The organism is Rhizobium leguminosarum bv. trifolii WSM2297, from assembly GCF_000271845.1.
In genome coordinates, this window is the sequence record NZ_JH719394.1 from 123267 (window position 1) to 145290 (window position 22024).

Sequence of the window (22024 nt, forward strand, 5' to 3'; positions counted from 1 at the left end):
CCGTTCCTCAACGCCTCAAGCGCCGACAGCCTTTCCGTGCTCGACCTGGTCAACGCCAACCGCATACCGGCTTTCACGGAAGGGCAGCCCCAGGTGATCGCGCAGCGTCGCGCCCTTCAGGACGGGATCGAAATAGCCGCGCTCCGTGAGGATTGGCAGGACGTATGTGGCGAAGTCGTCAAAGCCTTCAGCGATGACGGGAAAACCGAGGATAAAACCGTCGGCAGCACCATGGTCCACCCAGCGGATGATCTCATTGGCAATATGCTCCGCCGTACCGATGAAGGCCGCGCGGGGCGTCGCAACATCGAGCGCGATCTCGCGCAGCGTCAGGCCCTTTTCGCGCGCCGTCCGCTTGATGCGGTCGGTGGTCGCCCGGAAGCTGTTCTTGCCGATATCGCCGAGATCCGGGAAAGCCTCATCAAGCGGATAGGCGCTAAAGTCGTGGTGATCGAAGAAGCGGCCGAGATAGGCGAGCGCCTCCTCGATGGTGACGAGATTGCGGATCGCCTGGTACTTGGCTTCCGCCTCGTCAGCCGTCGCACCGACGATCGGCCCGATACCGGGATAGATGCCCACTTCCGCCGCCGGCCGGCCATGCGCAATCACGCTGTCCTTCAGCTGCCGATAGAAGGCCTGTGCCTCCTCGAACGGGCCGCCATTGGTGAAGACGGCATCGGCATGTTTGCCGGCAAGCCTGATGCCGGAATCCGAAGCGCCCGCCTGGAAGACGACCGGCTGGCCCTGCTTTGAACGGCTGATGTTGAGCGGCCCCTCGACACGGAAGAAACGGCCCTTGTGGTTGAGGCGATGCATCTTCGTCTTGTCGGCATAGACGCCGGTTTCGCGATTGCGGACGAAAGCGTCGTCATCCCAGGAATCCCACAGGCCCTTGATCGCATCTATATAGTCCTCGGCGATCTCGTAGCGCAGTTCGTGTTCGGGATGTTCGCGGCTGTAATTGCGCCCCGAACCTTCGAGCGGCGAGGTCACCGCATTCCACCCTGCCCGGCCGCCGCTGATGAGATCGATCGACGCGAACTGGCGGGCGATGGTGAAGGGATCGCTGTAGGAGGTCGAGACCGTGCCGACGAGGCCGATTTTCGACGTCGAGGCGGCGAGCGCCGAGAGGATGGCGATCGGCTCGAACCGGTTGAGGAAATGCGGGATCGACTGCTCGTTGATATAGAGCCCGTCGGCGACGAAGGCGAAAGCGATTCCGGCCGCCTCCGCCTTGCGCGCCGTCTTGACGAAGAAGTCGAAATTGACACTGGCATCCGCCGGTCCGCTCGGATGCTTCCAGGCGTTCATATGACCGCCGGGACCCTGCAGCATGATGCCAAATGTGACGTGTTTCTGAGCCATGGGATCGATCTCCTTGAAAATGGTCAGGCGACGAGGGAAAGCCGCTCCTCGGCGAGCAGCTCGATGGAGGCCAGGCGCTCGGCGACCGAAAGCGCCGGCGTGTCGAGCACGAACTCCTTGACGCCGTAGCGGCGGTGAAGCTCGTCCAATTCCTTGCGGATCTGCTTTGCCGTGCCGTGCAGCACGCTCGGCACTTTCTCTTCGGTGCGGTAATCGCTGACGCCGGCCTGGCGGGCGAATTCGGCCGCCTGCTCCTCGCTGCCGACATTGACGGTCTGGTCATTCGGCAGGAACACCTTGACGATGCGCAGCTGGCCGACGCGCTCGCGGGCATAGTCCTCGCTTTCGGCGGCAAAGGCCGCGAGCGCCAGGATCGGCCGTTTGCCGCCGGATGCCCGCTCATAGGCCTCGAAGGTCCGGCGCAGATTGTCCGGATCGCCGTTCAGGTGACCGGCAAAAACGAGCTCCCAGCCCTTCTTCGCAGCAAGTTCGGCGCTTTCGACGCTGGCGCCGAGCAGAAAACGCTCAGGAGCCGTCGGCGGGAAAGGGGTCGCCTGCGCACCGTCGTAATTCGGATCGGCAGCGAGATAGATGTTGAGATCGGAAAGCTGGTCGGCAAAATCCGGCTTCCTGGACGGATCGACGGCAAGCTGCAAAGCGCGCGTCGAAAGCGGAAACCCGCCCGGCGCCTTGCCGACGCCGAGATCGACGCGGCCGGGCGCCAGCGATGCCAGAAGATTGAAGGTCTCGGCAACCTTGTAGGCGCTGTAATGCTGCAGCATGACGCCGCCGGAGCCGATCCGGATCTTGGAGGTCCTGGCAAGAAGGTAGGCGATCAGCGCCTCCGGCGCAGAGCTCGCCAGGTTAGACATGTTATGGTGTTCGGCCACCCAGAAACGGTGATAACGGAGTTCCTCGGCTCGGGCGGCAATCTTGACCGTCGCCCGCAACGCATCGGCGGCGGTGAAACCCTGTTCGATCGGGCTTTTGTCGAGAAGGCTGAGGAGATAGGTCATGACATCACGATCCGATCGCTGGTTGCAAATCTTAATCTATAAAATCAGTAGACAACCTTCGTTATAAGAAATGCCATTCTCTTTCGCAGAGGCTGCGTGAAAAAAAACGCCGCGCGTGAACTGGAAAGTTGGACGTCCCGAACATCGGGACCGACGTTGAAAGTTGTCTTTTAATCGACCATTTAATGATCTATATTCTGGTCGAAAGGAGGAGCCGCATGAAGCTGTCAGAACAGGTCAAGCCAATCAGCTATCTCAAGGCGCATGCGCCCGAGATCATCCGGACGCTGAAAGATAACCCGCAGCCAGTGGTCATTACGCTGCACGGAGAAGCGAAAGCCATTCTTCAGGATGTCGGACAATATGAAGAAACGCAGGAGACCCTGGCGCTCCTAAAAGTACTGGCGCTGACCAACCGGCAGGTCGAGGAGGGCAAACTGCGCCCTGTTGCTGAATCCTTCGCGCGCATCCGTAAACGTCTGGCCGATGGCCAATCCTGATGGCATATCGTGTTCTTTTCGCCGAGGACACGGAACGCGACATCGAGGATCTCTATCGCTTCATCGCCGGCCGCAACGGCGCCGAGACCGCGGAACGCGTTCTAACTGAAATCGAAAGCGCCTGCGCCGATCTCGAAGAATTCCCAGCCCGCGGAAATATTCCGAAGGAACTGGCGACTATCGGAATCTCAGAATATCGCGAACTCCACCACAAGCCATGGCGCATGATCTATCGCATCCTGGGTACCGACGTCATCGTCTACTGCGTCGTAGACGGACGTCGCGATATGCAGACCTTTCTGGAGCGAAGGCTGATCCGCTGAAGACTATCCGACTTTCCGGCCCACCGCCGCATTGGCCCGCAGAAGCGACATGAGCATCGGGCCGATCGCGAATTCTCCCTTTTCGCTTCGCCGCGTCAGGTCGCGGAGGTAACCACCGGCCGAATTGATATGACCGCCGCGCTCCAGGATACATGCCATCACCGTCGCGGCATTTTCCGGTCCCATCGCATTTGCGGCCTCCTCGTAGGCTGACGGACTGACGCCCAGCATCGATCGAACCGTCACGGCAGCGGTCATCAGCTCGCGCCAGTTGCGAATTTCGCCATTTGGCCCGTAGGCCAGGATTTCAGGGCAGGCCTGCAGAACCAAGCCGAGCGGGAAGGATTTCAGCCCGCCGGCATCATCGCGCGCCCTCGGCCGTCGACCTTGCCCCTCCTGCCTGCTCGGGGGGGCAGTCTCATCCCTCCCCTCTTCCAGCGTCACGGCCCCTCGCTCATTGTCTTGCTCCGGCTTTGCGCCCTGCTTCGTTTCGAAGCTTGGTTCAGATTCAGAAATGGATTCGGGGTTTGAATTCTGTATGTGACGCTCGATATAATTGGCATTGCCGCGCTCTTTTGTCGATTTAATCCGATTTTCCAACCGGTTAAGGATGTCTGTACGCAGAGCGGTCAGCTCGTCCAGCAATTGTTCTAGCTGCGCTGTCGTCGGCGACCGCGGCAGGCCGTCGATCAGATCCCGAAACTCAAGGTAAAGCCCTTGCCAATCCCCCGGGACGTCTTCTTCGACGGCCGCTTCGATGAGCTTTGCGATATCGCGGCGGCAAAGGGTAATGCGTTCGCGCAGGCGCTGGACATGCAGCCGCTCGGCTATCACCTCGGCCGCCAGCTGCTCGATCTCCTCGGCACGGGCAAGCAGTGGCGCCAGCGAAAAGCCGAAGGCGTCGTTGACCTCCCCTGCCCTGTCCCTGCGGACATAACGCTTGCCGTTGGGGCTATCCTTGCGCAGCAGAAGCCCCGCCTCAACGAGTGCGGCAAGATGGCGCCGCACGGTCTGTTCGGCCATGCCATGCGTCCTCAGCGAAAGCTGGACATTCGACGGGAACACGATCAACCCGTTTTCCTGGGCCAGCTCGTTCTTTGGATAAAAGCTCAACAGCGCGTTGAGCACAGCTAGCGCCCGATCGCTGATGTTGAGCAATGGCTTTGCTTCACACAGCGCACGAAACAGCTTCCATTTGTCGACCGACTGATTAGGCTTGATCTCTCCAGCCATGACCTGGCTTGCAAGCATGCCAAGCGTCATCGCCCGCCGCCCGAAGGGCGTCGTTATACTTCCGGTTTCCATCTCTTCCACCTCGACGAGGCAAAAGAAATCCGCCCGCCTAAACGGCGCCAAAAACTCTTGACAGCGATTCTCGGAAGTGCGATTCTCGGAGGTGTTCAAGACTACGAGGAAAGCTTCCGTGACGGTGACGTTCGGGGGCTTTTTTCTTTTGCGCGTTATCTCCCATCCGAATTGTCAGCTGACAATCGGTCTAATTGCCTCATTTTCCCTCATTTTCCTCTTCGAACTCCGCGGCGAGGCCGACCAACCGCTGAGCTAGGAAATCCGAAAACGCCGCCGATTTGACGGTGATACGAAAGGTTTTGCCGGAGCGGGTCACCGAAGCAAGCGTGCCGCCGTTCTCCGTCCGAAGCGTCTGCTCGGCCCGCTGCGGCGCGCTCTTCTCCTCAAGCGCCTTCCAGATGAGATCGAAGCGGCTATTGCTCTCCAACGCGTGGAAAGCTGCGGCGCCGATTGCGGCCTGCGCCTTCTTCTGTCCGCCGGCCTCCCTGAATTTCTCGGCAAAGGCCAACCAGCGCGGGCGCCCGACCTTGGGCGCCGGTCCGATGGCGAGAATGATCTCCGGATCGATCGTCTGCGCCACCTGAAGAAGCCTGGACGTTTCCGGCTTGTCCGTCGCCAGCGCCTGGGCAATCATGTCACGGCTGAAGCCATGTTCGTCCATGCGCCGCGCAAACAGAGCCCGTTCGATAAAGCTCAAATCGACGCGCGGGCCGTTCTCCTGACCTTGCGCGAGGATCAGCTCTTCGTCGGTGAGCTTGCGCACCACGGCCTTGATCGGAGCGCCGATTTCCGCCGCCGCGCGCAGGCGCCTATGGCCATAGGCGGCCTGGTAGTGCCCGGCCTTGACAGGATCCGGCCGCACCAGGATCGGAACCTGCTGTCCACTTTCCTGGATCGATCGCTTCAACCGTTCAAATTCAGGGTCCTTGTCGACGGGAATGCGGTCGCGGATAAAGGACATTTCGACGGTTGCCGGATCGATCTCCAGCACCTTGTCGCCCGAGGCCAGCGATTCGCGCAGCGCCTTGGCGGCTGCGGCTTCTTCACCCAGCCGCCCAAGTGACAGGTTCATCGCCTTGACAGCGCCCGAGGGCCGATGCGGTGGTTGTGCGCTCGGCACTTCCGGCCGTGTTGGCTCGACGGCACCGACCATGCTCTTCAGGATATCGCGACCTTTTGGGCTCATGTCCTGCTCCATGCACTGCGAATGAGTTGCTCGACCTCGGCATTGACGTTGTCGACGGACTCGACGCCGCGGTCATAGGTCTGGCGATGCATCGTCTCGCGTCCGGCCTCGTAGATCGTCTGCTTGGACAGGCCGGCATCCGAAACCGCAGTCGACTTGACCATCATCGAGGTCAGCACACGCTCGCCGAACAGGCTGCGCAGGAACGCGACGATCTGCGCCTGCGGACCATCATTGGCCTCATAGCGGGTGACCAGATAGCGCATCCAGTCATAGTCGAGATTGCCGCCGGCCTCCTTGACCACGGATAGAAGGTCGGAGGTCATCGTCAGGAACTGATTCATCGACGCAACGTCGAGCATCTGCGGATGAACGGTAATCAGCACCGAGGTAGCTGCGCAGAGCGCAGACAGCGTCAGGAAGCCGAGGGTAGGCGGGCAATCGATGATGACGACATCGTAGCTCCCTTCCAGCGAATGCAGCGCATTGCCGACCCGCATGAAGAACATGTCCTTGTCGTCGCGGTTGGTGTCGGCCAGCGCCTTTGGCGTATCGTGTTCGAACTCGTGCAGTTCGAGATTGCCGGGGATGAGATCGAGCCCGGGGAAATAGGTCTGGCGGACAATATCGCCGACGTCGCGGCGCGTCTCATCATATTTGATGGCACCGTAGAGCGTCTCATTTTCACCGACGTCGAATTCGGGCTGATATCCGAGCATCGCAGACATCGACGCCTGCGGATCGAGGTCAACGGCGAGCACACGATAGCCGCGAAGCGCCAGGAACTGCGCCAGGTGGATTGACGTAGTCGTTTTGCCGGAGCCGCCCTTGAAATTGGTGACGGCGATCACCTGGAGATGGTCGCCCGCCCGGCGCATCGGCAGATACGACGGTTTGGTGCGCCCGAGATGCTGGCGCATCGCATGGATTTCCTCGAGCGAGAACACCCGGCGCCCGGAGGCCGTCTTTCCGGGATTGATGCTTTCTACCTGGGCGGCGAGGTGGCGAACATAGCTGTCGGTGACGCCGAGCAGCTTGGCAGCCTCGGTGCTGCTGAACCGACGTAGCGATTTGCGGGCATCGGGCGAAAACAACCGCTCGAACAGTACCTGCAGCTGGCTGCTGAGCATGGTCGAGTCCTGCGCAATCGTCTCATCGATCGAGACTTGACTCGCTCTCTTGGCTTTCTCAACAATCGCGGCCTTGGTCGGCATTCACGCAAATCCTGATAAATCGGGTAATTTTGCGCAAATGATCGTGAGTCTGGCAATGACGTCAAGCGGTTTCTTGGTTAGCGAATGGATAACAAACCGGATTCGACGAAAAAATCATGTGCAATTCCGGAATCTTAGCGCAATTGTCAGCTGACAACAGCCGCTTTCTCGCATCCGCCGAAGCCAGGCCTTCGAAAAATACCGGGACATCCTCGATGCGACTCAGCTTGGCCCCGACTCACCGGAGACCGATTTCCGCCGCTGGGCGCGGACCGGATTGAGCAATCGTCTCTCTCATTTATAGGCGAACGAATGATACAGGTTTTCGGCTTCCGACCCGCGGACGGGTCCGTTGCCGGAAGACTTGACGTTTGCATCCTGGGTTTCAGGATCGCGGCGTGACGGGGCAAGGCCGAGCATTTGTTCGAGACGACCGGCATTGAGCGGCGCGCTTATTCCCTTGAAGTTCATAATCCATCTTTCGTCTGCGCATGGCTTGTTTAACGTTGCAGAGATAAGCGCAATTTGAACCCGCCGAGAACAACCCGTCGGGGTTATCACCATCTTTTCCGACGCGAAGAAGGAAAGGGGAGGGGAGGGCCCTCCATCGCTCTACTGGCGCCACGCATGTGGCATCCAAAGGCTACGCCGGGTCTGGGATCAGACTTCCCACATGTTGCCAGTTGAGCGCGAGGCGACATCCCGAGGCGTCATGATCCCATCAACTGCAAGATCACAGTGGCGCATGCTAGGCGAATCAGGCCTCGGTAGATATGTTGGCTGCGTTGTCTGATTGCGGTTGCCGCCTGCCGTTCGACTTGATCTCATGCTCAACCCGGCAATCTTCCTAACGGAACTTATGGGTGAGTTCGCTTCCGCCTACGGAATTCGCTCTTATTTACCTGATATTTACCATAAATGCTCCGCAGTGCAGACCGAGGGCGGAGCATGAGTGGGGAGTAGAGCTTATTGCGGCTTCGTTGCCTCGCGATTGGTAAAATGCGCGTTGCCCAATCCTGTACCGATCGTCAACACGGCCCATCGCGACACGTCGGTCATAAAAGGGATCTGCGACAATCCCTGCACGACGGCGTCGTTGTGCATCATCACGAATGTGCTGTCGTCGCCGATCTCAGGAATGGCCTTCATCAGCGCGACGGGAAGGTTGAAGCTGTCGCTCTCCCAGTTTCCTCCCGGCAGGTTCTGCCCGCCGCGTTCAATGGAGCCATCGGCTTTGATGATACCGGGGCAGGCGATCCCGATGATGGGCGCGGGTTTGAGGTTGGCCTTTTCGGCCTTGCCGATCAATTCGTGCAACATCGCGGCCAACCTCTCGATGGTTGCGGTGCGGCTCGGCTCGTCGTCGGCATGACGCCAGATAGTTGATTCCCACACGCTCGCATCCGCAAAGTTCGGCACGTCGCCCTTTCCGAATTTAACGACGCCGGCGCGAACGTTAGTGCCGCCGATATCGACGGCTAGGATCGCCTCGTGGCCTTTGAACATCCAGCGTGGCATCAGGTGGACCGAGCCGATCAGTCCGGCCTCATCAGGGTGGTGAACGATCGGCACGATCTCGACGTCGATGCCGGCCGCCTTGAGAATAACCATGGTCCTGGCGATCGTCAGCTCGCCAAAGCGGCTATGCCGGAAGCCACCGCCAACGACGATACGTTCCGTCTTCCCCCAGCGCTTGTCCTTCATGAACTTTCCAATCACGTCGGCAAAGTCCTGAGCGAAGTCCTCCACCGCCCCCATGACCAATGCCGCTGCCTCCATATCGTCGCCCTTCAGAAAGGCATCGATCTTTTTCTTGGAAAGCTTCGCCGTCGCGGTATTGCCGAGCGGGTCGTCTCCGACTTTGCGGATGCGTTTCCTCCAATCGTCGAGTTTCATTTGAAAAGTCTTCTTGTTGGCGTTGTCGCCAACGAAACCATCCTTGTCACGCAGTTCATTGTTGTAATCGTCGATCGTCACCAATGGCAGGTTCAACGCGCCATGCGCCAACGGGGCATTGACCTCTTCACGGGGCTCGGAACTGCTTTTGGCCATCAAGGTACCTTCTACGGCGCGAGGGCTCGAACGGGCGGCGAGATACAACGCAGACTAACCCCGGATGTTCCGGCGTCTAAAAGGTCACCTTGCCCTCGTCGGTCGGTGACCTAGCTTCAATGATTGCAGAGTTTGGAGAATGCCGTGCAGGAAGACGCCGCTACCCAGGAAATGCTTTCACTCGTTTTGGAAGAGCCGGAGCGCTGGGCAATGTTTCTCGACATCGACGGAACGTTGCTCAACCTTGCGCCCACGCCGGATGCGATCGAGGTCCCGGAGGCTCTTCCCGAACAACTTCATCGTTTGTCGAACAAGCTCGGCGGCGCCTTGGCGCTGGTTACAGGACGGTCGCTTGCCTATGCAGACGCGTTGTTCAAACCCTTTGCATTTCCGACGGCAGGTCTTCACGGCGCGGAAATCAGGAGTGCTGCCGGAATGCACACAGTCGAGGCAACACCGGAGTTTCAGGCGCTCAAGCATGCGCTGACAGCGGAAGCCGAGCACTATCCCGGCGTCCTCATCGAGGACAAGGGTGCGGCCGTTGCCGCGCATTATCGGCTCGCGCCCGACTATGAAAAGGTGCTCGAAGAGCGGATGCATCATTATGCGGAGCTCGCCGGGCCGAATTGGGCATTGCAGCTCGGCAAGAGAGTCTTTGAGCTGCGCCCGGCACGGTCGAGCAAAGGCGATGCGCTTGAGCGGTTTTTCCAGGCCGACCCTTTCAAGAACCGCAGCCCGATCACTATCGGCGATGATCTGACCGACGAGTCGATGTTTGCAATCGCCAATGCACGCGGCGGCGTTTCAGTGCGTGTCGGCGCCATCGGCGCCCCAAGCTGCGCCACAAGCCGGCTGTCCTCGGCTGCGCTGGTCAGGAACGTCATTGCCGCCCTGGCCGCCTAAGATACGTGATTACCTAATATCGGCTGCACGTTGCTGCCGTCTTTACGCAGGATGCGTGGCGCCAATCGTCAAAAAAGTATCAGTTTTGACCGGGAATCGTGGTGGCGGGCGCGAGGCGAGCCCACTACACTCCCCTTAACAATAAAGCCAAAACGGGAATTTGGCACGCGGGCTTGGAACCCGCCCTCGGAGGAGGACACTATGGAACCTGACTTGGAAGTCATTCAGATCAGGCCGGGCGAATCCTTCGCAACGAAGGCGCATGGCTATCCCTATCATACGGTTCGCTGGCACTTTCATCCGGAATACGAACTGCATCTCGTCGTGGCAACAACCGGGCGCTATTTTGTCGGCGACTTCATCGGCGAGTTCGAGCCGGGCAATCTTGTGCTTGCCGGCCCCAATCTTCCCCATAACTGGATTAGCGATGTCCCGAAAGGATCGAGCATTCCGCTTCGATGCCAGCTCATCCAGTTCAGCGAGAATTTCATCAGCGACACGATGAAGGTGCTGGCAGAACTCGGCCCCTTCGAACCGGTCCTTGAAGCCTCCCGCCGCGGCGTGCTCTTCGGCGCCGAGACCAGTCGTCAGGTCGCGCCGCTGATGGAGGAGGTGCAGCAGGCGCATGGGGTGCGTCGCATCGAGCTTTTCATGATGATCGTCGGCCTGCTCAGCCGGGCGCAGGACGCTCAACTTCTCGCCAGCCCGAATTATCTGCCCGATCCGTCCGGTTATATGTCGGCCGGCATCAACAAGGCGCTCGCCTACATCAGGGAGAACCTGACGCGATCCTTCGATGAAGCCGATCTCGCTGAGATTGCCGAACAGTCAACAGGCGCTTTTTCGCGCGCCTTCCGCCGCCATACCGGCATGTCGCTGGTGCAGTATGTGAAACGCCTGCGCATCAATCTCGCTTGCCAGATCCTGATGAGCGACGACCACGCATCGATCACCGATATCTGCTTCGAGGTCGGCTTCAACAATCTGTCCAACTTCAACCGGCAGTTTCTCGCGGAAAAAGGCATGACGCCTTCCCGCTTCCGGCGGTTGCTGGGTGACAATATCAACGTGGCGAAGGCAGCTTGAGCGAGCCGGACGAGCACGGTTTCAGGGAGAACGAAGCAACGATCCGCCGAAGGCGGCAATAGGGAGGACGAGGAGGAGAAACCGAAACCGACACTGTTGAACGTGAACGCGCAACGAGCGGTTCGCGAGAGGAGACGCTTGTCCGCTAAAACGGCAAACCGCCGGGACAGGCGCGGCGTTCGCTCAGCCGAATGGCCGCGGCAGAACGCTACAACGACGAAGCTACACAATTTTTCCAATGGGAGGAGATGGAAATGATGAAATTCTCGACAAAAGCGGCAGGCGCCGCGACACTTGCCCTGGCCTTGCTGGGCGGCACGTCGGCCTTCGCGCAAACGGCAGTTGCGGATGCGACGGTCGCTTTCCTCATGCCCGATCAGGGCTCGACCCGTTACGAAGAGCACGACCATCCGGGCTTCGTCGCGGAAATGAAGAAGCTTTGCGCATCCTGCAAGGTGCTCTATCAGAATGCCGATGCCGATATCGCCAAACAGCAGCAACAGTTCAATTCGGCTATCACCCAGGGCGCCAAGGTTATCGTGCTTGACCCGGTGGATTCGGCAGCCGCCGCTTCTCTCGTCCAGCTTGCCCAGAGCCAGGGCGTCAAGGTCATCGCCTATGATCGCCCGATCCCGAAGGGCAAGGCCGATTTCTACGTCTCCTTCGACAACAAGGCGATCGGCAAGGCGATTGCGGAATCCCTCGTCCAGCATCTGAAGGCCAAGAATGTACCGACCGATGGCGGCGGCATTCTGCAGATCAACGGTTCGCCGACCGATGCGGCCGCCGGGCTGATCAAGGACGGCATTCATGAGGGGCTCGCCAGCGGCGGCTACAAGACGCTGGCCGAATTCGACACGCCGAACTGGCAGCCGGCGAATGCCCAGCAATGGGCCGCCGGCCAGATCACCCGCTTCGGCAAACAGATCGTCGGCGTCGTCGCCGCCAATGACGGCACCGGCGGCGGTGCCATCGCCGCCTTCAAGGCAGCCGGTGTCGATCCCGTGCCGCCGGTGACCGGCAATGATGCGACGATCGCCGCGTTGCAGCTGATCATATCGGGGGATCAGTACAACACGATCTCCAAGCCGAGCGAAATCGTCGCCGCGGCCGCCGCCGATGTCGCCGTCAAGCTGCTGGCAGGCGAAACGATCAAAGCCGAAATGACGCTTTACGACACACCGGCGCAGCTCTTCGTGCCGGCCGTCGTCACTGCCGAAAACCTCAAGGCCGAAATCATCGACAAGAAGATCAACACCGCCGAGGAGTTGTGCACCGGCCGTTATGCCGACGGCTGCAAGAAGCTCGGCATCACCAAGTAACCAGCCAAAGGGAGCGCGGCCGGCCGCCGGTCGCGCTTCCGGTTCTCGCTTCGGAAAGGCCAGGCGATGTCTGAAACCTCTCATCTTCTTGACGGCTCCCGCCAGCCTGTCCTCAGCCTGCGCGGAATATCGAAGAACTTCGGGGCCGTGTCGGCGCTCGCCGATATCGAGCTCGACGTGCATGCGGGCGAAGTCGTGGCGCTCGTCGGCGACAATGGCGCCGGCAAATCGACGCTGGTCAAGATCCTGGCCGGCGTCCACCAACAGAGCTCGGGCACGATCCTCTTCGAGGGCAAACAGGTAGATCTGTCGAGCCCAAGTGCGGCCCTCGACCTCGGCATTGCGACCGTCTTTCAGGATTTGGCTCTATGCGAAAATCTCGACGTCGTCGCCAATATCTTTCTCGGTAAGGAGCTCAACCCCTTGCAGCTCGACGAGGTCGCGATGGAGATTCGCGCCTGGAAGCTGCTGAACGAGCTTTCGGCCCGAATCACCAGCGTCCGCGAGCCCGTCGCCTCGCTCTCCGGCGGACAGCGCCAGACGGTGGCGATCGCCAGATCGCTGCTGCTCGAGCCGAAGCTGATCATGCTCGACGAACCCACAGCAGCGCTTGGTGTCGCCCAGACCGCCGAGGTCCTGGATCTGATCGAGCGGGTGCGCGAACGCGGCCTCGCCGTCATCATGATCAGTCACAATATGGAGGATGTGCGTGCGGTCGCCGACCGTATCGTCGTCCTTCGGCTGGGACGCAACAACGGCACCTTCATGCCCGATGCCTCCAACGAAGAGCTTGTCAGCGCGATTACCGGCGCATCCAACAATTCCGTCTCCCGCCGCGCGATGCGCCGCAAGGCGCAAAGCCAAGAGAACGAGGAGGGCAGGGCATGATGAAGACCTTGCAGAATGAACCGGCGGCACCGGCACTTCTCGACCGGCGTGACGAAAGAGTGCACCATGACGATAGCCTTGCCGGCTCGATCCGCGCCTTTTGGGATCGCGTCCGCTCCGGCGATCTCGGCTCGCTGCCGGTCATTGTCGGCTTGGCGATTATCTGGACGGTGTTCCAGGCGCTCAATCCAGTGTTTCTCTCCAGCGCCAATCTCGTCAACATGCTGTTCGACTGCTCGACGGTCGGCGTCATTTCGCTCGGCATCGTCTGCATCCTGATGGTGGGGGAGATCGATCTTTCCGTCGGCTCGGTCAGCGGCTTCGCCTCGGCGCTGGTCGGCGTCTTCTGGGTCAACCAAGGCTGGCCAGTGGTGCTGGCGGTCCTCGCCGCGATGATCGTCGGCGCCCTGATCGGCGCGCTCTACGCCTTCTTGTTCAACCGCTTCGGCATGCCGAGCTTCGTCTCCACCTTGTCGGGGCTGCTCGCGGTTCTCGGCCTGCAGCTCTATATTCTCGGAGCGACCGGTTCGATCAATCTCCCCTACGGTTCCTGGCTGGTGAATTTCGGTCAGATCATGGTCATGCCGGACCCGGTCGCCTATCTGCTGGTGGCGCTTGCCGGCATTGCCTTCTTCTTCGCGAGCTACCGCACATCGGCGCGCCGGCGGGCGGCCGGGCTGTCGTCGAAATCGGTCGGCGGCCTGCTTCTGCGCGCCATCGTCATCACGCTCGCCCTGGAGGCGGTTGCTTTCTATCTCAACCAGTCGCGCGGCATTCCCTGGATGTTCGGTCTCTTCGTCGGGCTCGTCGCCGCCATGAACTATGCGCTGACGCGCACCAAATGGGGACGATCCATGCATGCCGTCGGCGGCAACAGGGAGGCCGCCCGCCGCTCGGGCATCAACGTGTCGCGCATCTATGCGAGCGCCTTTGTCACCTGTGCCCTGCTTGCGGCGACCGGCGGTGTGCTCTCGGCCGCAAGGCTGGCGACCGCAAGTCAGCAGGCCGGCACCGGCGACGTCAATCTCAACGCCATCGCCGCGGCGGTCATCGGCGGCACGAGCCTGTTCGGCGGCCGCGGCAGTGCCTATTCGGCCCTTCTCGGCATCATCGTCATTCAGTCGATCGCCAGCGGGCTGACGCTTCTCGATCTGTCGTCGTCGCTTCGATATATGATCACCGGAGCCGTTCTTGCCGTTGCCGTCATCGTCGACTCGCTGGCACGCCGATCGCGCATTTCGCACGGCCGGGCCTAAACCACTCGAGAAAACAGAGGAAGAAAATGGGACAGGATCTGTCTGGAAAAGTCGCGGCCGTCACCGGGGCGGCATCGGGTATCGGTCTGGAATGCGCCAAGGCCCTGCTTGCCGCCGGCGCCCGGGTCGTACTGGTCGATCGCAACGAAGAAGCCTTGAAGGAAATCTGCTCGAAACTCGACGCGAAGGCTATTCCGCTAGTCATCGATCTGACGGATCCGCAAAGCGTAGCCCGGATGATGCCGCAGATTCTAGAGAAGGCTGGCCAGTTGGACATCTTCCACGCGAATGCCGGCTCCTACATCGGCGGCGAGGTGCTGGGCGGCGACCCAGACGCCTGGGACCGGATGCTCAATCTGAATGTCAACGCCGCCTTCCGCTCGGTGCACGCCGTCCTGCCGCATATGGTCGCGCGCAAGACTGGGGATATCATCCTGACGAGTTCAGTGGCCGGCATGGTCCCCGTCGTCTGGGAACCGATCTATACGGCCTCCAAACATGCGGTTCAGGCATTCGTCCATACGCTGAGACGCCAGGTGGCCAAACACGGCCTGCGTGTCGGTGCCATTGCCCCAGGCCCGGTTGTCACCGCGCTTATCAGCGATTGGCCGCAGGAAAAGCTGGACGAGGCGCTTGCCGCAGGTGGCCTGATGGAGGCCAATGAAGTGGCCGAGGCGGTGCTCTTCATGCTGACCCGCCCGCGCAACGTCACGATCCGCGATCTCGTCATCCTGCCGCAAAGTACCGACATCTGATCAGCGCTTGCCGCCTTCGCAATCCGGAAAGGAACCGCCATGATCTTCGATAGATTTCGCCTGGAAGGGCAGGTAGCGCTGGTAACCGGCGGCACCCGCGGCATCGGGCTTGCGATCGCCGAGGCGCTCGGCGAGGCGGGCGCCAAGGTCATCATCACGGGCAGGGCGCGCAATGCGACGGCAGAAGACCGGCTCGCCAAAGCCGGTGTCGATTGCGATTTCATCGCGGCCGATCTGACGAAGGACGATGCCGCCGACGCGCTCGTCGCAGAGACGCTCTCACGGGCCGGCCGGCTCGACATCCTCGTCAACAATGCCGGCATCGCCATTCATGGCGACAGCGGCGAATTTTCCGATGCCATCTGGCACGAGATCATGACCGTCAATGTCGACGCCGTCTTCCGCGCCTGCCGCGCGGCACTCGCCCCCATGCGGCGCCAGGGCGGCGGCGTCATCCTCAATATTGGCTCGATATCGGGTATCGTCTCCAACATTCCGCAGAACCAGGTCGCCTACAACACTTCCAAGGCGGCCGTTCATATGATGACCAAGAGCCTGGCGAGCGAAGTCGCCGCCGAGAACATCCGCGTCAACGCCATTGCGCCGGGCTACATCGAGACCGATCTGTCCCGCGGCGGCATCGACAATCCCGACTGGTTCCCGACCTGGCGCAGCATGACTCCGATGGGCCGCGTCGGCCAGCCGGAGGAGGTGGCGGGTGCTGCCTTGTTTCTGTGCTCGGCGGCGGCAAGCTATGTCACCGGCGAAGTGCTTGTCATCGATGGTGGCTATACCACGCGGTAAAGCGCGGACAATGGGTCGGGGAGGGCGGTTCGTCGCCTCCCTGAGGTCTGCCAGTCATAAGAGAATTACACAGGCATGGTGATTTCGAACGCGGTGCCAGCATCCGCCGTCTGCAGCAGACGGATCGTACCGCCATGGGAGCTCAGCATGGCGTGAACGATGCTGAGACCCATGCCTGTGCCGCCTTGTTCGCGGCGGGTTGAAAAGAACGGCTGAAAGACACGTTGACGATTTGCCTCGGAAATACCGCCGCCGTCGTCACGGACAAGAATGACGGCTGTCCGGACATCGGCTGACACGCTGAGCTCCAATAGCGTGGCGCCATGCTGCAGGGCATTCTCGGTAAGGTTGGCAAAGACAATGCCGGCTGCTTCCTGGGGAAGAGCAACCGATATGTCCGTATCGCCTTTGCCTGAGATATCGAGGGCCGGAAATTGTCCGCGTAGAGAGGATAGGATGTCGAGGATGCTGCTTCTGCCTTGGGCTAGCGGGGTTTCCGCTTGCGCAAGTTCCCGCAGCCGCAGCAACAACGAATCGAGCCGGGCAGCATCGGCGACGATATTATCGAGAAAGTGCAAACGCTCTGCCTTCGTCATCGGCCTTTCAACACCGTCGTCGCGCAAAAGCTCCGCCGCACCGCGAATGGCCGTCAGCGGCGATTTCAGTTCGTGGGAGACATGGGCTGCAAAGGAGCGGACATACTCGGTGCGATCGACCAGTTTTCCGGCGAGATCGAGGAAGCTTTGCGACAGGACTGCGATCTCGCGGGTTCCATAGCTTTCCAGTGGCTGGATTGCTCCCTTGCCGCCGCGGGCGATCTCTTCGGTGCGGGCGATCAAGGCGTCGACCGGACCGGTGATGGTCCGCGTCAGCACATAGGCAATGCCGAGCGTCAACATGGCGACAACCGCGAGAGCGGCGATTTCTGTCGGCGCCATCCGGTTCGAACTCGCCTCGACGGCGCGAAACCAGATGACGATCAGGATCGGCAGCGCCATGACGGCGAGCAGCACTGCATAGACGATCAGCGCCAGCGTCGGGCGCCATTTCGTTCTGACTTTCGGCGCCGGCATCAGGCCTTCCTCCCGATTTCACCGCCGAGTTTGAAGCCGATTCCATGAACCGTCGCGATGATCCCCTGGCCGCCGGCCGCCAAGAACTTAGCCCTGATGTTGCGGATATGGCTGTCGATCGTACGGTCGGCGACATAAGTTCCGGCGCCATAGGCCGCCTCCATCAGTCGTTCGCGACTGAAGACCATGTCGGGGCGTGACAGCAATGCGTCCAGGATGGCGAATTCGAGCGCCGTCACCGTGATGGCGCTTTCGCCGAACATCACCGTCCTGCCGTGGCGATCCAGGCTGAGTTCGCCGGCGGCAAGGGTGGCACGGCGCCTGTCAGGCTCCGCTCCGTTGCCGCTGCGCTTCAGGATCGCCTTGACCCGGGCGACGAGTTCGCGCGGGCTGAACGGTTTGGTGACGTAGTCGTCGCCGCCGATTTCGAGCCCCGAGATCCTGTCGATCTCCTCGTCGCGCGCCGAAAGGAACAGGATCGGCAATTCCGAGGTCTTGCGGATCTGGCGGCAGACCTCAAGGCCATCCATATCGGGCATGCCGATGTCGAGAATGATCAGATCGATGTTGCCGCGGCGGAAGGCCCCCATCGCCTCGGTGCCGCTGCGAACTGGTGTCGATATCAGATCGGCGCGCTCAAGAGCGAAACAGATCACGTCGCGGATGTGAGGTTCGTCATCGACGACAAGAATGCGGGGCGCCATCACCGGTCTGTGCTTGGTTTCTCCAGCTTGTTGTCATCGTTCTCGTTCTATCTTGCAATGGCTGCAGGAGACAGAAGATAGCTCTCCAGCCGTGCTGACCGAAAGGTCCAGCTCCGCCAGTCGCGCGGGCGCATCTCGAAATCCCTGACGAGGTAGTCGCGAATTGTTACCGCTTTGCTCTTCTGGTCGATCAGGTGGCTCGGCAGAACCTGGAGATAGAGATCGAGCGCCGGAATGACGGAAGGGCCGAGCGAGGAGAGATAATCGAGGTCGAGCGGCGGGCCTTCCTGGCTGATCTCCTGGCTGTGGGCGACATTGAAGCGGGCGATGAAAGCCGGGAAATCGATGAAGGAACCGATGTAGAGGACCATAAGAAGGGAGGCGAGGTTCACAGCGACCAGCCACTGGTTGGATCGGTTGAGCAGAATGCGCAGCAGGATCAAGACAAGGCCGATGGCGACGATACCCGTCCAGAGACCGGCGGCGACGCGCAGTTCGGTCAGCGAATAGACCTCGACATAAAGGCCAAGCCGCAGCATCGAGGACAGGCACAGCAGGACATTCTGGCCGATCCAGGCATGCACGAGGCCGCGGATCAGCGGACTGTGATCGCCGGGGCCGCCGCGCCGCATGGCGAGAAGCACGAAACCGGCGGCAAGAAGCGCTGTGGCAATCAGCGGATAGGCGCCCCGATGGGCATACTCGGCATGGCTCATGTGCTCGGGCAGATCTGCACCGCCCCAGAGATAGACGAGATCGAGAAGCGTCTGCACGGCAAAGAGCGCGTTGAACAGGATGAGCAACCGCAATAGCGAGGCATGGCCGAACGGCGCATTCCTGGTGGGCACGATCATGAACCTCCTGTTGGCCGGTGACCTCTTCGCGCGATGCTTGAGGCGCGGCCGCAACATTGCCCAGACCACAATGGCGGTTATCATCCAGAAACCGATCCGCCAAAGATCGAAAAAACTGCAGCAGCACGGCAAAATCAATGCTGCGCAGCGCGATTTCAATAAGCGGGTTCGCAGTCGCAAAGAGAGATAAGAAGACCGCCGCGAGGATGAGCGGCATGATCCAGAGACCGATGACCTGTCGGGCCACGGTGAAAGAGAAGCGTTTCCCCGGAACCGCAAGAGACTTTCTGATATCTTCGGCAAGCCGCAGCGGGATGACAAGAGCGAAACGAAAGAATACGAGGGGCAGGGCCGGGAGGCGACGGGGCAGGAGCCTGGCGCTGATGAGCGCAACCGACAACAGCACGCCGAGGCAAAGGGCAGCGCCGGTCAGCGAAGGCGATTCCATCAGAGGCGCCGACGCCAGAACCGAGAAGCCAAGTAGGAACGCCGCCATCGAAAGCCGAGGTCTCCTCCTGGCCGAAAGCAGAATGCCGGCGCAGACGGCAAGCGCAACAAGGTAGAGATTTATCCCGAGTTCCTGGCCAAAAATCAGAAAATCCGCAAGTCCCACCAGCGCAAGCAGCGCGACGGTCTGGCCGCTGCCACGTCTGATCGGCATCGGTTCTGTCAAACTAATGGCTGTATTCATTGCTGCTCCTCTTGCAAATGCTGCGTTTCGATCACGATGAGCCTGCTTCCCAACGTCGGCACGTCGGGGGCGTCCTGAAACTCCTGCGAAAGCCACCACCCGTCATTGCGCAGGCGTTCCGGCAAAATGGAGGGTGCGAGACGGGGCTGGACGTCGTTCTTGCTCATGGCGGGAACATGCCGCGCCGGATTGCAGATTTTGTGCAGATCGTGAGGAGCAATTCAGGAATCGCCCGCGGCCCGAAGATACGGAAAAGGCGCGCGAAGTCGTGCCGAGCGTGAAGACGGCTTTGTCATTCACGCTTCTCGCGAAAGGCGCGCTCCCCATTCACGGGGATGGCGCGGCATTTTTTGGCAATCGGGTGACATGCATCACCCAATCAGGCGATGCCTGGCGCAGCCTCGCTCACCGAGCGGCCAGTTGTATTTTCGAGAAGATCAACGAGGAAATAGAGAAGCGCTCATCTGAATCGTGGTGCGCGCTTGGCGTTGTGGAGTAGTTCGCAGGCTGTCGCGAATGGCCCGAAAAGTTTAAGCAACAGCGCCTGTTCCTCGGCATCTATCCGATGGCGAGCACAATACTCGGTGACGGACCAGACTTTCGTCAGATCATCCGTTTCGATTTGCTTGGGTTCGATGTGTTCGGTCAAGGGCGTGTCCTCCGAATATCGAGACTACGCCTCCCCGGCATATATAAGAACTAGCTAAAAAGTATTATAAGGGCATTCGACCGGATATTTCAGCCACACCGTAGCCGAATATACGAAAACGCCCGCCGATTGCGCGGCGGGCGTTGTGTCTCACTGATCTATTGCCGTTGATCAAGCAATATGGGTAGCATCAAAATCCGTGCCGGTGATGTTGAGCGTCACCTTGGCGGTGTCCGTGTGGCCTTCGCCATCGGAGATCTTGTAGTAACGGAGAACTTCCGTGACCTGATCGCCGGCAGCGATATCGTGCGTCAGCTCATAGGTGAACGAACCATCCGCCTTGACATGGAATGTGCCATAGGTGCCGGCAACGTCGGTAACAGCGTCGGCGTTAGCGTTGACCTTCTCAGTCAGGAACTGACGGAGGAACATCTTGCCGTTGTCGCCGGCAATGTCGTTATCCAGAACGTTGCCGCCGATAGCGTGGCCTTCGGTAAAGCTGAAGACATCGTCGACAGCGACCGGCTTAATCTGGGTCACGCCCTGAATGTTCAGGGTGAACAGGCCGACGTCGGTATGGCCGCTACCGTCGGAGATCTTGTAGGAGACCTTTTCCTGGTAGGATTCGCCGTTGGCGAAGCCGATCTTGGCGGCATCGCTCAGGACATAGGTGTAGCTGCCGTCCGGCTTGACGAAGAACGTGCCGTAATCGCCGTGGATTTCGGTGACCTGGCTGTTGCCGCCTTTGGCGCCAACCGTCGCGCCGTCGAAGGCGCGCAGGAACAGGTGGCCATTATCGGAGGAATCGTTGGAAAGGAGATTTCCGGAAATAACATCAGTTTCTAGAAATGTTGCACTATCATCGGTTGCGTGTATCGGCGAAGCCATTGCTCTCTCCTCAAATTGTTATAAGCGGGTCAGTTTCGACCTCAGCGAGCGGCTCCTTTAACAATGCATTAATACTGCAAGTCAATGGGTTATTTAACGAAAGGTTAATGACAAATCCGATTTGTCCGTTGCTTCATGACCGACGGAATAATGTCATTTTTAGGCAAAATTGAAGAAAATCGGGCGAAAACTATACCCGGATAACTTGAAGATCGACGACAAATATATCTAAAGGTGATTCGAGACGCCGGAAGTGTGCCGTCCGGCCTATCGTTGCAATCTCATCCCGACACGACTATTTTAGGGCTATAACCGATCCGAGCAGAGCCCTGACCGGCTTGTCAATGAGACTCTTTATCGGCTGAACCGCCGCGCGCCTTTGAGGCTGCGACAGGCAATCCCACAAACAATTAATGACGCGGGCCGCGGCCGGCGAAGGATTTCTTTTTGAACGACATACACACAGCCACCGCGGTCGCGGCGGTCAACCCGCGTGAGCGTGACGAGGCCACCCGCCGTGCTGCCAGGACCTGGAAGCCGTCTCCGCGCCTTCTCACCCGCCGCGAATTGCAGGCCCTGATCGCCGAGCAGCTCGGCTGAATGGCGATCGGCTCATCAACCAGACAAGGAGAATTCGAAATGCAGGTACTCGTCAGAGATAATAATGTCGACCAAGCGTTGAGGGTTCTGAAAAAGAAAATGCAGCGTGAAGGGTTGTTCCGCGAAATGAAGGAACGGCGCGCCTATGAGAAGCCTTCCGAACGGCGCGTCAGGCAAAAGGCGCAGGCGATCAGCCGACATCGCAAGGCTGCCCGCAAGAAGATGCAGCGCGAAGGCCTGATCGCCGGGCCGAAGCGGCCGGCCGCCCGTTAGCGACGCCATCTCGACCGGCCTTCCCAGGCTTCGACGGTTTACATTCCCCGGAAAGGACAGACAATGGACGAACTCAATAGCCTCACCGTTTCAGAAGAACGCCTCGAGGATTGCCGCGATGTCGTGGAGCCGGATCTGCAGGATCTGATCCAACGCGCATTGTCCTCCGGCTTTTCCCGCGAGGAAATCCTCATCGCCGTCAGCGAACTGGTGGCCGAAGACTTCGCAATGGTCATGGAAATCCCAAGCGTGCATTGAGGCACAATCGTGTGAAGGTGGCTGCACTGAAGGATCTTTTTGGTGCGCCCGACGAG

Annotated in this window: 24 protein-coding genes and 1 pseudogene; 12 read left to right on the forward strand and 13 right to left on the reverse strand. The window is 60.0% G+C overall.

All coding sequences use genetic code 11. The features are described 5' to 3' along the window. Positions 1-15: 15 nt before the first annotated feature. Together RLEG4DRAFT_RS14500 and RLEG4DRAFT_RS14505 are read right to left on the reverse strand one after the other, a co-directional pair. Positions 16-1365 (reverse strand): LLM class flavin-dependent oxidoreductase, encoded by a 1350-nt coding sequence (locus RLEG4DRAFT_RS14500; RefSeq protein ID WP_003577634.1) that lies wholly within the window; start codon positions 1363-1365, stop codon positions 16-18. Between the two features lie 23 nt (positions 1366-1388). Next, positions 1389-2381 (reverse strand): MsnO8 family LLM class oxidoreductase, encoded by a 993-nt coding sequence (locus RLEG4DRAFT_RS14505; protein WP_003577635.1) that lies wholly within the window; start codon positions 2379-2381, stop codon positions 1389-1391. Between the two features lie 218 nt (positions 2382-2599). Between RLEG4DRAFT_RS14505 and RLEG4DRAFT_RS14510 the strand changes: the two genes are divergently transcribed. Together RLEG4DRAFT_RS14510 and RLEG4DRAFT_RS14515 are read left to right on the forward strand one after the other, a co-directional pair. Beyond that, complete coding sequence (locus RLEG4DRAFT_RS14510) at positions 2600-2881, forward strand: type II toxin-antitoxin system Phd/YefM family antitoxin (RefSeq protein ID WP_003577636.1); 282 nt, start codon at positions 2600-2602, stop codon at positions 2879-2881. After that, complete coding sequence (locus tag RLEG4DRAFT_RS14515) at positions 2881-3204, forward strand: type II toxin-antitoxin system RelE/ParE family toxin (protein WP_003577638.1); 324 nt, start codon at positions 2881-2883, stop codon at positions 3202-3204. Before RLEG4DRAFT_RS14510 ends, RLEG4DRAFT_RS14515 begins: the two co-directional genes overlap by 1 nt. Before the next feature lie 3 nt (positions 3205-3207). On the opposite strand, the gene repC is transcribed toward RLEG4DRAFT_RS14515, so the two are convergent. From repC to RLEG4DRAFT_RS14535, 5 genes are all read right to left on the reverse strand, one after another. Continuing rightward, a complete protein-coding gene (gene repC, locus RLEG4DRAFT_RS14520; protein ID WP_003577640.1) occupies positions 3208-4509 on the reverse strand; it encodes a plasmid replication protein RepC in 1302 nt (433 codons plus the stop codon). Positions 4510-4708: 199 nt separating this feature from the next. Then, positions 4709-5698 carry a plasmid partitioning protein RepB gene (repB, locus tag RLEG4DRAFT_RS14525; RefSeq protein ID WP_003577642.1) on the reverse strand — a complete coding sequence of 330 codons (990 nt, stop codon included), beginning with the start codon at positions 5696-5698 and terminating at the stop codon, positions 4709-4711. Then, complete coding sequence (repA, locus tag RLEG4DRAFT_RS14530) at positions 5695-6912, reverse strand: plasmid partitioning protein RepA (protein ID WP_003577644.1); 1218 nt, start codon at positions 6910-6912, stop codon at positions 5695-5697. The genes repB and repA overlap by 4 nt, the downstream gene beginning before the upstream one ends. Before the next feature lie 294 nt (positions 6913-7206). Beyond that, positions 7207-7383, reverse strand: a complete 177-nt coding sequence (locus RLEG4DRAFT_RS40840; RefSeq protein WP_171898201.1) for a hypothetical protein — start codon at positions 7381-7383, stop codon at positions 7207-7209. Between the two features lie 495 nt (positions 7384-7878). After that, a complete protein-coding gene (locus RLEG4DRAFT_RS14535) occupies positions 7879-8964 on the reverse strand; it encodes an ROK family protein (RefSeq protein WP_003577646.1) in 1086 nt (361 codons plus the stop codon). 123 nt (positions 8965-9087) lie between these two features. On the opposite strand from RLEG4DRAFT_RS14535, the gene otsB reads away from it, so the two are divergent. From otsB to RLEG4DRAFT_RS14570, 7 genes are all read left to right on the forward strand, one after another. Then, positions 9088-9867: a trehalose-phosphatase gene (otsB, locus tag RLEG4DRAFT_RS14540; protein WP_171898202.1), complete on the forward strand. Its 780-nt coding sequence runs from the start codon at positions 9088-9090 to the stop codon at positions 9865-9867. Positions 9868-10068: 201 nt separating this feature from the next. Then, on the forward strand, positions 10069-10953 hold the full coding sequence (locus tag RLEG4DRAFT_RS14545; protein ID WP_003577649.1) for a helix-turn-helix domain-containing protein: 885 nt from the start codon (positions 10069-10071) through the stop codon (positions 10951-10953). A 248-nt stretch (positions 10954-11201) separates the two neighbouring features. Next, entirely contained in the window at positions 11202-12275 is a 1074-nt protein-coding gene (locus RLEG4DRAFT_RS14550) for an ABC transporter substrate-binding protein (protein WP_171898203.1), read from the forward strand. 66 nt (positions 12276-12341) lie between these two features. Further along, on the forward strand, positions 12342-13163 hold the full coding sequence (locus tag RLEG4DRAFT_RS14555) for an ATP-binding cassette domain-containing protein (protein WP_003577651.1): 822 nt from the start codon (positions 12342-12344) through the stop codon (positions 13161-13163). Further along, positions 13160-14419: a sugar ABC transporter permease gene (locus tag RLEG4DRAFT_RS14560; RefSeq protein WP_003577652.1), complete on the forward strand. Its 1260-nt coding sequence runs from the start codon at positions 13160-13162 to the stop codon at positions 14417-14419. The genes RLEG4DRAFT_RS14555 and RLEG4DRAFT_RS14560 overlap by 4 nt, the downstream gene beginning before the upstream one ends. Positions 14420-14445: 26 nt before the next feature. Beyond that, entirely contained in the window at positions 14446-15174 is a 729-nt protein-coding gene (locus RLEG4DRAFT_RS14565; protein WP_003577653.1) for an SDR family oxidoreductase, read from the forward strand. A gap of 39 nt (positions 15175-15213) precedes the next feature. Further along, positions 15214-15978, forward strand: coding sequence for an SDR family NAD(P)-dependent oxidoreductase (locus RLEG4DRAFT_RS14570; protein ID WP_003577654.1), 765 nt, complete (start codon positions 15214-15216; stop codon positions 15976-15978). A gap of 65 nt (positions 15979-16043) precedes the next feature. On the opposite strand, the gene RLEG4DRAFT_RS14575 is transcribed toward RLEG4DRAFT_RS14570, so the two are convergent. From RLEG4DRAFT_RS14575 to RLEG4DRAFT_RS14595, 6 genes and pseudogenes are all read right to left on the reverse strand, one after another. Next, on the reverse strand, positions 16044-17051 hold the full coding sequence (locus RLEG4DRAFT_RS14575; RefSeq protein WP_003577655.1) for a sensor histidine kinase: 1008 nt from the start codon (positions 17049-17051) through the stop codon (positions 16044-16046). Then, the gene (locus RLEG4DRAFT_RS14580) at positions 17051-17755 is read right to left on the reverse strand and encodes a response regulator (protein ID WP_003577656.1); all 705 of its coding nucleotides are present in this window, start codon (positions 17753-17755) and stop codon (positions 17051-17053) included. Before RLEG4DRAFT_RS14580 ends, RLEG4DRAFT_RS14575 begins: the two co-directional genes overlap by 1 nt. 47 nt (positions 17756-17802) lie before the next feature. Further along, a pseudogene (locus RLEG4DRAFT_RS14585) lies at positions 17803-19300 on the reverse strand (DUF4153 domain-containing protein). Then, positions 19297-19467 carry a hypothetical protein gene (locus RLEG4DRAFT_RS40845; protein WP_003577659.1) on the reverse strand — a complete coding sequence of 57 codons (171 nt, stop codon included), beginning with the start codon at positions 19465-19467 and terminating at the stop codon, positions 19297-19299. Before RLEG4DRAFT_RS40845 ends, RLEG4DRAFT_RS14585 begins: the two are co-directional and overlap by 4 nt. A 293-nt stretch (positions 19468-19760) precedes the next feature. Further along, a complete protein-coding gene (locus RLEG4DRAFT_RS38860; RefSeq protein WP_003572146.1) occupies positions 19761-19949 on the reverse strand; it encodes a hypothetical protein in 189 nt (62 codons plus the stop codon). Positions 19950-20120: 171 nt separating this feature from the next. Further along, complete coding sequence (locus RLEG4DRAFT_RS14595) at positions 20121-20837, reverse strand: Ig-like domain-containing protein (protein WP_003577661.1); 717 nt, start codon at positions 20835-20837, stop codon at positions 20121-20123. Positions 20838-21284: 447 nt separating this feature from the next. Between RLEG4DRAFT_RS14595 and RLEG4DRAFT_RS40850 the strand changes: the two genes are divergently transcribed. The 3 genes from RLEG4DRAFT_RS40850 to RLEG4DRAFT_RS14605 all read left to right on the forward strand — a co-directional run bounded on the left by RLEG4DRAFT_RS40850 (position 21285) and on the right by RLEG4DRAFT_RS14605 (position 21968). Next, a complete protein-coding gene (locus tag RLEG4DRAFT_RS40850; protein ID WP_003577662.1) occupies positions 21285-21437 on the forward strand; it encodes a hypothetical protein in 153 nt (50 codons plus the stop codon). Between the two features lie 39 nt (positions 21438-21476). Further along, positions 21477-21710, forward strand: a complete 234-nt coding sequence (gene rpsU, locus RLEG4DRAFT_RS14600) for a 30S ribosomal protein S21 (RefSeq protein ID WP_003577665.1) — start codon at positions 21477-21479, stop codon at positions 21708-21710. Positions 21711-21773: 63 nt separating this feature from the next. Beyond that, entirely contained in the window at positions 21774-21968 is a 195-nt protein-coding gene (locus tag RLEG4DRAFT_RS14605; RefSeq protein WP_003577666.1) for a hypothetical protein, read from the forward strand. The last annotated feature ends 56 nt before the right edge of the window (positions 21969-22024 follow it).

Coding starts and splice junctions, on each gene's coding strand:
- RLEG4DRAFT_RS14510 (WP_003577636.1), top strand. CDS start 2,600: ATGAAGCTGTCAGAACAGGTCAAGCCAATCAGCTATCTCAAGGCGCAT.
- RLEG4DRAFT_RS40840 (WP_171898201.1), bottom strand. CDS start 7,383: ATGAACTTCAAGGGAATAAGCGCGCCGCTCAATGCCGGTCGTCTCGAA.
- RLEG4DRAFT_RS14500 (WP_003577634.1), bottom strand. CDS start 1,365: ATGGCTCAGAAACACGTCACATTTGGCATCATGCTGCAGGGTCCCGGC.
- RLEG4DRAFT_RS14515 (WP_003577638.1), top strand. CDS start 2,881: ATGGCATATCGTGTTCTTTTCGCCGAGGACACGGAACGCGACATCGAG.
- RLEG4DRAFT_RS14555 (WP_003577651.1), top strand. CDS start 12,342: ATGTCTGAAACCTCTCATCTTCTTGACGGCTCCCGCCAGCCTGTCCTC.
- RLEG4DRAFT_RS14605 (WP_003577666.1), top strand. CDS start 21,774: ATGGACGAACTCAATAGCCTCACCGTTTCAGAAGAACGCCTCGAGGAT.
- RLEG4DRAFT_RS14535 (WP_003577646.1), bottom strand. CDS start 8,964: ATGGCCAAAAGCAGTTCCGAGCCCCGTGAAGAGGTCAATGCCCCGTTG.
- RLEG4DRAFT_RS40845 (WP_003577659.1), bottom strand. CDS start 19,467: ATGAGCAAGAACGACGTCCAGCCCCGTCTCGCACCCTCCATTTTGCCG.
- repA (WP_003577644.1), bottom strand. CDS start 6,912: ATGCCGACCAAGGCCGCGATTGTTGAGAAAGCCAAGAGAGCGAGTCAA.
- rpsU (WP_003577665.1), top strand. CDS start 21,477: ATGCAGGTACTCGTCAGAGATAATAATGTCGACCAAGCGTTGAGGGTT.
- RLEG4DRAFT_RS14595 (WP_003577661.1), bottom strand. CDS start 20,837: ATGGCTTCGCCGATACACGCAACCGATGATAGTGCAACATTTCTAGAA.
- RLEG4DRAFT_RS14505 (WP_003577635.1), bottom strand. CDS start 2,381: ATGACCTATCTCCTCAGCCTTCTCGACAAAAGCCCGATCGAACAGGGT.
- RLEG4DRAFT_RS14580 (WP_003577656.1), bottom strand. CDS start 17,755: ATGGCGCCCCGCATTCTTGTCGTCGATGACGAACCTCACATCCGCGAC.
- RLEG4DRAFT_RS14565 (WP_003577653.1), top strand. CDS start 14,446: ATGGGACAGGATCTGTCTGGAAAAGTCGCGGCCGTCACCGGGGCGGCA.
- RLEG4DRAFT_RS14575 (WP_003577655.1), bottom strand. CDS start 17,051: ATGCCGGCGCCGAAAGTCAGAACGAAATGGCGCCCGACGCTGGCGCTG.
- RLEG4DRAFT_RS14550 (WP_171898203.1), top strand. CDS start 11,202: ATGGAAATGATGAAATTCTCGACAAAAGCGGCAGGCGCCGCGACACTT.
- RLEG4DRAFT_RS14545 (WP_003577649.1), top strand. CDS start 10,069: ATGGAACCTGACTTGGAAGTCATTCAGATCAGGCCGGGCGAATCCTTC.
- RLEG4DRAFT_RS14570 (WP_003577654.1), top strand. CDS start 15,214: ATGATCTTCGATAGATTTCGCCTGGAAGGGCAGGTAGCGCTGGTAACC.
- repC (WP_003577640.1), bottom strand. CDS start 4,509: ATGGAAACCGGAAGTATAACGACGCCCTTCGGGCGGCGGGCGATGACG.
- repB (WP_003577642.1), bottom strand. CDS start 5,698: ATGAGCCCAAAAGGTCGCGATATCCTGAAGAGCATGGTCGGTGCCGTC.
- RLEG4DRAFT_RS14560 (WP_003577652.1), top strand. CDS start 13,160: ATGATGAAGACCTTGCAGAATGAACCGGCGGCACCGGCACTTCTCGAC.